Consider the following 8,008-nt stretch of genomic DNA (forward strand, 5'->3'; position numbering starts at 1 on the left):
GTCGCCACGACCGGCGGCGGCCCGGGCCTCATACACGCCAGAGGCCAGGACCTCGACCTCGACGACCTCGGCCACGCGCACCACGGGCACCACGCACTCCACGCGGGTCACGCGTCCCACGGGGACCACGAAAGCTGCGAAGGCCACGCGAAGGAACGCCACTCATGACCGCCACCCGCCTCCTCCGCACCGCCACCCGCGCCGCGCTCCCCGCACTGCCCCTGCTCGCCGCCGCGTACGCCGCCCCCGTCCTGTCCACCTACGGCCCGCTCCGCAACCGCGTCATGCCCCGTCTCTCCGGCCGCGGTCGGCCCGACCACGTGGCGCTCACCTTCGACGACGGACCGGACCCGCTCTCCACCCCACTGTTCCTGCGCCTGCTCGACGAGCGCCAGGTACACGCCACCTTCTTCCTCCTCGGCAACCAAGCGGTACGCGCCCCGGGTCTGGTCCGTGAGATCGCCGCCGCCGGACATGAGATCGCCGTCCACGGCTGGCTCCACCGTCCCCTCCTGCTGCGCGGCCCCCGCGCCACCCGCGACGACCTGGCCCGTGCCCGCGACACGGTCGGCGACCTCACCGGCCGCACACCGCGGCTCTTCCGCCCGCCCTACGGCGTCATGTCGACCGCCGCCCACCTCTCGGCCCGGCGCCTGGACCTCACGCCGGTGCTGTGGACGGCCTGGGGCGAGGACTGGCGGGCGCGCGCCACACCGGAGTCGGTCCACCGCACGGTCACCGAGGATCTGCGCGGCGGCGGCACGATCCTGCTGCACGACTCCGACTGCACCTCGGCCCCCGGCTCCTGGCGAGCCACCCTCGTCGCCGTGCCCCGGATCCTCGACACCTGCGCGATGCGCGGCCTGTCCGTGGGGCCGCTGCGGGAGCACGCTGTGGATCCGCTCTGAAGTTGACAATATTGTTGGCGTTCCCGGTCGGTGGAATTTACGTTCGCAAGTACCTAGACCAGGGAGCCCCCCATGCTTTCGAACGCCATGAACCGCCGGACCTTCCTCAACGGGTCGCTGACCGTCGCCGCGACGGCCGCACTCGTCGGCACCGGGACCGGCGCCGACGCGGCGGACCGCGACACCTCCGCGACCCCGCTGACGGGCCCGCTCCGGATCGACACCGGCCGGGTGTCCGGCGTGGCGTCCCTGGTCTCCGGAGTCACCGTGTTCAAGGGCCTGCCTTACGCGGCGACCACGGCCGGCGCCAACCGCTGGCGCCCGCCGCAGCGGGCCAACTCCTGGACGGGCGTGCGCGTCGCTGACACCTTCGGGGACATCTGCCCGCAGCAGACGATGAGTTCGGCCTCGGTCACGATGAGCGAGGACTGCCTCAACCTCAACGTCTGGACCGCGGCGGCGAGTTCACGGGAGAAGCGCCCGGTCCTGGTCTGGATCTACGGCGGCCGGTTCACCGGCGGCTACGCCTCGGACCCCGGCTTCGACGGCGCCGGCCTCGCCGCCAAGGGCCTGGTCGTGGTGACCCTCAACTACCGCACCGGCGCGTTCGGTTTCCTCTCCACCCCCGAACTCAGCGCCGAGTCCGGCCACCAGGCGTCCGGCAACTACGGTCTCCTCGACCAGATCGCGGCCCTGCGCTGGGTACGGCGCAACATCGCCGCGTTCGGCGGCGACCCGAACCGGGTGACGATCGCCGGCCAGTCGGCGGGCGGCGCCTCCGTGATGCACCTCATCTACTCCCCGCTCGCCAAGGGCCTGTTCCAGGGCGCGATCTCCGAGAGCGCCGGCGCCCGCGCCACCGGCGACCCCGAAATCGCCGCGCTGGCAGCGTCGTACCGCACCCTGGAAACGGCCGAGAGCCAGGGCACCGCCTACGCCACGGCACTCGGCGCCACCACGCTCGACGCCCTCCGCGCCCTGGCCGCCGACAAGTTGATGGCGGGTCAGAACGCGAACGACACCACGGTCAGCGGGCCCGTGAACGGCAACCCGCCGGAGTTCCGCCCGGTCCTCGACGGCTGGGTCAAGCCGTGGACGTACGAACAGGCCCTGGCGGGCGGCCACTTGAACGACGTACCGGTACTGGCCGGCGGCAACAAGGACGAGAACGGCGCCTCCCCGAGCCCGACTGTGAAGCTCGCGGACTACCTCAGCACTGCCCAGAAGGAATACGGCACTCTCGCCGACGAGTTCCTGACTCTCTACCCCGCCACCACCGACACGGAGGCGGGCCAGGCCCGCAACGCCTCCGCCCGCGAGGGCTCGCGCGTCTCCGCGAACCTGTGGGCGGCCGAGTGGGCGAAGATGGCCAAGAGCCCGGTGTTCACGTACTACTGGGAGCACGTCCCGCCGACCGCGACCGGGCCCAACTCCCGTGGCGCCTACCACGGTTCGGAGATCAACTACGTCTTCGACAACCTCTACGCGACGAACCTGCCCTGGACCGACGCGGACCGCACGGTCGCCGACACCCTGTCCGACTACGTGGTGAACTTCGTGACCCACGGCGACCCCAACGGCCATGGCCTCACCCGCTGGCCCGCGGCGAACCATCGTTTCCCGATCACGATGGAACTCGGCGACCGCTTCGGCTCGCTCGCCCTGGCGGACGCGGCCAAGACCGACTTCTTCGGACGATTCTTCGCGACCCAGAAGCGCTGGTGACGGCGGTGTCGATGACGCCTGGTGGGTGACGTACTCTCTGCGCCGTAGACGGGGTAAACGCACGCCGTAACTTACTTGAGTTACGCAACAATATGGTAAAGTGGGTCTCATGTCCACACCACCGGTCCCTACCGCCCCCGCCACTCCGGAGGTGACCGAGATCGAGCGAGCCCTCACTCGGATCACCTACCTGAGCACGCGCGCCCGCCAGCACGACCGGCTCATGGCCCTCGCCGGTGTGCCCCTGGACCGTGCGGCGGTGGCGTTGTTGCGGCAGGTCGCCGACTCCGATCCGCTGCGCCCCGGGGAGCTGGCGCAGCGCCTCGGCGTCGAGGCCTCGCATGTGACCCGTACGGTGCAGCAGTTGCAGAAGTCCGGGTACGTCACCCGCGTGCCCGACCCGGACGACCGCCGCGCCCAGCGGATCGAGCTGACCGAGGCCGGCCGGAAGGCCGTCGACAGCGTCCGGGACGCCGGTGCGCGCGGAATGCAGATGGCCCTCTCGGAGTGGTCGACGGACGAACTGCAGCAACTGGCAACGCTGTTCCACCGCATGGTCGACGACTTCCTGAACTACGCGATCGACGACGAGGGCGAGCCGACGGAGGTCGCCGCGCCGGCGCGCTCCGTCTGAGCATCGGGTACGGCGCGCTCCGTCCGAGTGCCGGGTGCGGATCGCGCGGGCCTCAGCCGAGGTCGGCGACGATCTGTGGCAGGTCGGCCGTGGTGCGGATTCCGGGGGCCGCCGCGCAGACGAAGGGGATGGCGTTGACCGCACGGTTCGCGGTGTAGGAGGGGGACACCTCGGCCATCCGGTCGAGCGGGACGGGGAAGCACAGGCCGATGTCGAGCGGCGCGTCTCCCTCGACCGACACATGCCAGCCGGTGGCGCGCAGGTCCCAGGCGGGGTCGAGGTCGGTGGTGCAGTACCAGTTGGCGCGGAACCGCAGCAGGGGTTGGCCTTTTCGCAGGCCGGACACCGTGATCCGCTGCGCGGCCACCGTTCCTTTCGGCAGGGTGCCTGCGGCGATCCTGGTGGTGCGGCGGGCGGTCGCGACCTCGCCGATCGCCTCCACCGAATCGAGCGGTGTCGAGAGCGCCTCGGCGAGCAGCCGCAACGACGGGCCGAAGCTGTCACGCAGTCCGGCCAGACGCTGTTCGCCGAATTCGGCAGGGGGCTGCCCGAAGCCCATCACCTCGAACAGCAGCCCGGGGGAGTCCCGTTGGGACAGGTCCGCGAACTCGTCGATCGTCAGCGCGTCGAGCCGCCGCTGGATCGAGGTGAGCGCGAGAGGCAGAGTCTCCGTGATGAATCCGGGACTGCTGCCCGTGCTGTGGACCGAGGTGCCGCCCCGCTCGCACGCGTCCTCGATCCGTTTCCGTACGGCCGGGTCGAGGCTGGGCGCGTGATGGAACTCCCCGCGTGTCGACACGACGTTCACGCCTGACGAGAGCAACGTGCACACCTCGTCGAAATCGCAACTGCGCGGGGTGTAGAGGACACAGTCGGCGCCGAGCGCCAGGATCTCGTCGACGTCGTGCGTGGCGGTGACGCCCGTCCTGCCGAACCCGCCACCGCTCAACTCGCCTGCATCCAGGCCCGACTTGGCCCGCGTATGGACATACACCCCGGCCAGGGTCAGCTTCGGATGCTCCAGTACGGCACGCATCGTGCGGGCACCGATGTTCCCCGTGGCCCACTGCACGACCCGGTAGCGCTGCACGCCATGCCGTAGCGGCTCGGTCATCGCCCGCCTCCCGTTCCGGTGGGCGAGAACCGTACTCTCCGCTACGGAGAGCGTCAATTACGCCATCAGTGCGCCGTCAGCTGCGGACCGGGACGCCCGAGAGGCCGCCGAGACAGAACTGCCAGACCTCCTCGGCGTTGACCGCCGCAGCGTGGCTGCCGGCCGGAACGCCGTTGCCCTGTGCGACGAACATGACCGTCTGCATCAGGATCGAGGCCTGGCGACGGGGCTTCCCGGCGGGGATGACACCTGCGTCCTCGGCCTGCTCGATCAACTCCGTGAATACCTGGTGCAGGGGGAGATGAGCGGTCGCCACCTGCGCGGGGTGCTTCACGAGGAGTTGCAGTGCGAAGTCGCTGAACAGGGGGCGCTCCACACCGGGGTTGGACAACGACTGCTCGAACAGCATCGTCACCCCGAGCTGCAGCGCTTGGAGCGGATCGGACAGGGAGCCGGCCGATTCGCGGATCTCCGCCGCCGACTTGGACAACGCGTCCTCGAACAGGGCGAGCAGCAGCTCGTGTTTGCCGTCGAAGTGCTGGTAGAAGCTGCGCAGTGACTGTTTGGAGCGGTCCACGACCTCCTGGACGGTGAAGTCCGTCGTCCGCTTCTCCGCGATAAGTTCCTGCGCCGCGTCCAGGAAGCGCTGCACCCGTTGTTCGGCGCGGAGCTTGGCGGCACGGGTGGAACGCTCAACGGCGCGCTGGCGCCAGGCTGGTTGTTCTTCGGGGACGGCTGTCACATGAAGAACGATACTCCACTTCAGCGGTAACGCATCGGCTTCCCCTACCGAAGCCCACACTGCAAGTTTCGAGATCCTTACTTGCGTGAGATGAGAATGATATTCTCACCGCCATCCGTCCGGGTTGGCAGGAGGTTCGTCTGACATGGCATGGGACTTTTCCACCGAGCCGGAGTTCGAGGAGAAACTGGAGTGGATCAGGCAGTTCCGCTCCGAGCGCGTGGAGCCACTGGACCTGCTGTATCCGGACCGGGCCTACCACCCGCTCGACGACGAACTCGGCCCGATAGTTCGGGTGTTGAAGCAACAGGTCCGCGACGAGGGCCTGTGGGCACCGCACCTCGGCCCCGAACTCGGCGGGCGCGGCTTCGGCCAGGTCAAGCTGGCGCTCATCAACGAGATCCTGGGCCAGTCCAGCTGGGCCCCCGTCATCTTCGGTACGGCCGCTCCCGACACCGGGAACGCCGAGATCATCGCCCGCTACGGCACCGACGAACAGAAGGAGCGCTACCTCCAGCCACTGCTGGAGGGCGAGTGCTTCTCCTGCTTCTCCATGACCGAACCCCAGGCCGGCGCCGACCCCACGATGTTCACCACCCGCGCCGAACGCAATGGCGACGACTGGGTCATCACCGGCCGCAAGTTCTTCTCCTCCAACGCCCGCACCTCGAAGTTCGTCATCGTGATGGCCGTGACGAACCCCGACGTCAGCCCCTACAAGGGCATGTCGATGTTCCTCGTGCCCAGCGACACCCCCGGCGTCCGCATCGAGCGCCACCTCGGCATCATGGGCGAGGCCACCGACGAGGGCATGCACGCACTTATTGCCTACGACGGCGTCCGCGTCCCCGCCGACGCACTGCTCGGCGGCGAGGGCCAGGCGTTCGCGATAGCCCAGACCCGGCTCGGCGGTGGCCGCGTCCACCACGCGATGCGGGTCGTGGGCCAGAGCCAGAAGGCGCTGGACATGATGGCCGAGCGGGCCCTGTCCCGCGAGACCCAGGGCGAGCGCCTCGCGGACAAGCAACTCGTCCGGGCGGATCTCGCCGACTCCTACGCCCAACTCGCCCAGTTCCGGCTGTTCGTGCTCTACACCGCCTGGCAGATCGACCGCTACCAGGACTACAAGCGGGTCCGTAAGGACATCGCCGCCATCAAGTTCCTCACCCCGAAGGTGCTGCACGACATCGTGTACCGCTCGATGCATCTGCACGGCGCCCTCGGCGTGTCGAACGAAATGCCCTTCGCGGACATGTGGAACGGCGCCGCCGTCATGGCGGTCGTCGACGGCCCCACCGAGGTCCACAAGATCACGGTCGCCCGTGACGTCCTGCGCGGCTACGAAGCAGCCCCCGGCCTGTGGCCCACCCAGCACCTGCCCACCCGCCGCGAATGGGCCCGGAAGCAGTTGGAGGACCTGCTGTGACGCTCGCCAACACGGAATCCCTCGCCCGCTGGCTGGACGACCAGGGCATCGCCCCCGGCGAACCCGTCGAGACGTCGTACATCTCCGGCGGCACCTCCAACGACATCTACGGCATCCGGCGCGGCGACCGGACCATGGTGCTGCGCAAACCGCCGGAGAAGGTTCCGCCGGGGCGCAACGAGACCATGCTCCGCGAATACCGCGTTCTCAACGCGCTCAACGGCACGGACGTCCCGCACCCCGAGGCGATCGCCGTCTGCGACGACACGAGCGTGCTCGGCTCCTGCTTCTATCTGATGGCGCACGTCGACGGCTGGTCGCCGATGAACTCCGACGGCTGGCCCGAGCCGTTCCTCAGCGACCTGCCCCTGCGGCCCGGCCTCGCGTACCAACTCGTAGAGGGCATAGCCAAGTTGGGCAACGTGGACTGGCGGGCCCGGGGACTTGAGGGCTTCGGCCGCCCCGACGGCTTCCACGACCGGCAGGTCGACCGCTGGCTGGCCCACCTCGCCAAGTTCAAGTTCCGAGAGATACCCGGTCTGGAGAACGCCGCAGCCTGGCTGCGAGAACACCGTCCCGCCCACTGGGAACCCGGCATCATCCACGGTGACTACCAATTCGCCAACGTCATGTTCCACCACGGCGCACCCGCCGAACTCGCCGCCCTGGTCGACTTCGAAATGGCCACCGTGGGCGACCCGTTGCTCGACCTCGGCTGGGTGATCATGGGCTGGCCGGACGCCGACGAGGACCGCACCCAGAAGGGATACGTCGACTACACCGGCATGCCCGACCGCGCCGACCTCCTGGAGCACTACGCCAAGGTCAGCGGTCGCGACGTCAGCGAGATCGACTACTACGTGATCCTCGCCCGGTTCAAGATGGCCGTCGTTTTGGAGGGCGGCTACGCCCGGCATGTGAAGGGCGAGGGCGGCAACCCCAAGATGGCCCACTACGGCGACGTCGTCCTGCAGATGGCCACCGAGGCGGCCGAACTCGCCGCCACGACCCGGCTATGAGAGCCGCCCGCTGCAATGCCGTCGGCGGCCCGGTGGTCGTCGAGGACATCCCTGAACCCCCCTTCCCTGGACCGGAGTTCACCGAAGAGGGCGGCGGCATACCGGTCGACGTGCACTACGCGGCCGTCAACTTCGCCGACGTCCTCGTGATCGACGGTGCCTACCAGGTGAAGGCCGAGCCGCCCTTCACCCCGGGCAGTGAGTTCGCCGGTGTGGTGGCCGCCTCCGCGCACGGATTCGAGAAGGGCGAGCGGGTCTTCGGTTCGATGTTCGTCGGCGCCTTCGCCGAACGCGTCACAGCCCGCCCCGCCGGCCTGAGCCGCATCCCGGAGGGGATCCCCATCGAACGCGCGGCGGCCTTCGGGGTCAGCCACGCCACCGCCTTCGACGCGCTCCGACTGGTCGCCGACGTACGCCCGGGCGAGCGGGTGGCCGTCCTC

Annotated in this window: 8 protein-coding genes; 6 read left to right on the plus strand and 2 right to left on the minus strand. The window is 69.3% G+C overall.

All coding sequences use genetic code 11. The features are described 5' to 3' along the window. Window positions 1-164 precede the first annotated feature (164 nt). The 3 genes from R6V09_RS40300 to R6V09_RS40310 all read left to right on the plus strand — a co-directional run bounded on the left by R6V09_RS40300 (window position 165) and on the right by R6V09_RS40310 (window position 3,267). Entirely contained in the window at window positions 165-908 is a 744-nt protein-coding gene (locus R6V09_RS40300) for a polysaccharide deacetylase family protein (protein WP_317886453.1), read from the plus strand. Between the two features lie 72 nt (window positions 909-980). Beyond that, window positions 981-2,633, plus strand: coding sequence for a carboxylesterase/lipase family protein (locus tag R6V09_RS40305; protein ID WP_317886454.1), 1,653 nt, complete (start codon window positions 981-983; stop codon window positions 2,631-2,633). Between the two features lie 109 nt (window positions 2,634-2,742). Next, a complete protein-coding gene (locus R6V09_RS40310; RefSeq protein ID WP_317886455.1) occupies window positions 2,743-3,267 on the plus strand; it encodes a MarR family winged helix-turn-helix transcriptional regulator in 525 nt (174 codons plus the stop codon). A 52-nt stretch (window positions 3,268-3,319) separates the two neighbouring features. Here R6V09_RS40310 and R6V09_RS40315 read toward each other — a convergent pair whose 3' ends face one another. Together R6V09_RS40315 and R6V09_RS40320 are read right to left on the minus strand one after the other, a co-directional pair. Then, window positions 3,320-4,381: an NAD(P)H-dependent amine dehydrogenase family protein gene (locus R6V09_RS40315; RefSeq protein ID WP_317886456.1), complete on the minus strand. Its 1,062-nt coding sequence runs from the start codon at window positions 4,379-4,381 to the stop codon at window positions 3,320-3,322. Between the two features lie 76 nt (window positions 4,382-4,457). Then, on the minus strand, window positions 4,458-5,123 hold the full coding sequence (locus R6V09_RS40320) for a TetR/AcrR family transcriptional regulator (protein ID WP_317886457.1): 666 nt from the start codon (window positions 5,121-5,123) through the stop codon (window positions 4,458-4,460). A gap of 145 nt (window positions 5,124-5,268) precedes the next feature. On the opposite strand from R6V09_RS40320, the gene R6V09_RS40325 reads away from it, so the two are divergent. The 3 genes from R6V09_RS40325 to R6V09_RS40335 form a co-directional block, all read left to right on the plus strand. Continuing rightward, window positions 5,269-6,549, plus strand: coding sequence for an acyl-CoA dehydrogenase family protein (locus tag R6V09_RS40325; protein ID WP_317886458.1), 1,281 nt, complete (start codon window positions 5,269-5,271; stop codon window positions 6,547-6,549). Continuing rightward, window positions 6,546-7,568 carry a phosphotransferase family protein gene (locus tag R6V09_RS40330; protein ID WP_317886459.1) on the plus strand — a complete coding sequence of 341 codons (1,023 nt, stop codon included), beginning with the start codon at window positions 6,546-6,548 and terminating at the stop codon, window positions 7,566-7,568. The genes R6V09_RS40325 and R6V09_RS40330 overlap by 4 nt, the downstream gene beginning before the upstream one ends. Further along, on the plus strand, window positions 7,565-8,008 hold a 444-nt coding region (locus R6V09_RS40335), incomplete at its 3' end, for an alcohol dehydrogenase catalytic domain-containing protein (protein WP_317886460.1). The genes R6V09_RS40330 and R6V09_RS40335, both read left to right, overlap by 4 nt.

Source organism: Streptomyces sp. W16 (genome assembly GCF_033194735.1).
In the GTDB taxonomy this organism is placed as follows: Bacteria; Actinomycetota; Actinomycetes; order Streptomycetales; family Streptomycetaceae; genus Streptomyces.

Excerpts from the sequence above, each read along its gene's own strand:
- R6V09_RS40315 (WP_317886456.1), bottom strand. The coding sequence starts at position 4,381 with ATGACCGAGCCGCTACGGCATGGCGTGCAGCGCTACCGGGTCGTGCAG.
- R6V09_RS40325 (WP_317886458.1), top strand. The coding sequence starts at position 5,269 with ATGGCATGGGACTTTTCCACCGAGCCGGAGTTCGAGGAGAAACTGGAG.
- R6V09_RS40310 (WP_317886455.1), top strand. The coding sequence starts at position 2,743 with ATGTCCACACCACCGGTCCCTACCGCCCCCGCCACTCCGGAGGTGACC.
- R6V09_RS40305 (WP_317886454.1), top strand. The coding sequence starts at position 981 with ATGCTTTCGAACGCCATGAACCGCCGGACCTTCCTCAACGGGTCGCTG.
- R6V09_RS40300 (WP_317886453.1), top strand. The coding sequence starts at position 165 with ATGACCGCCACCCGCCTCCTCCGCACCGCCACCCGCGCCGCGCTCCCC.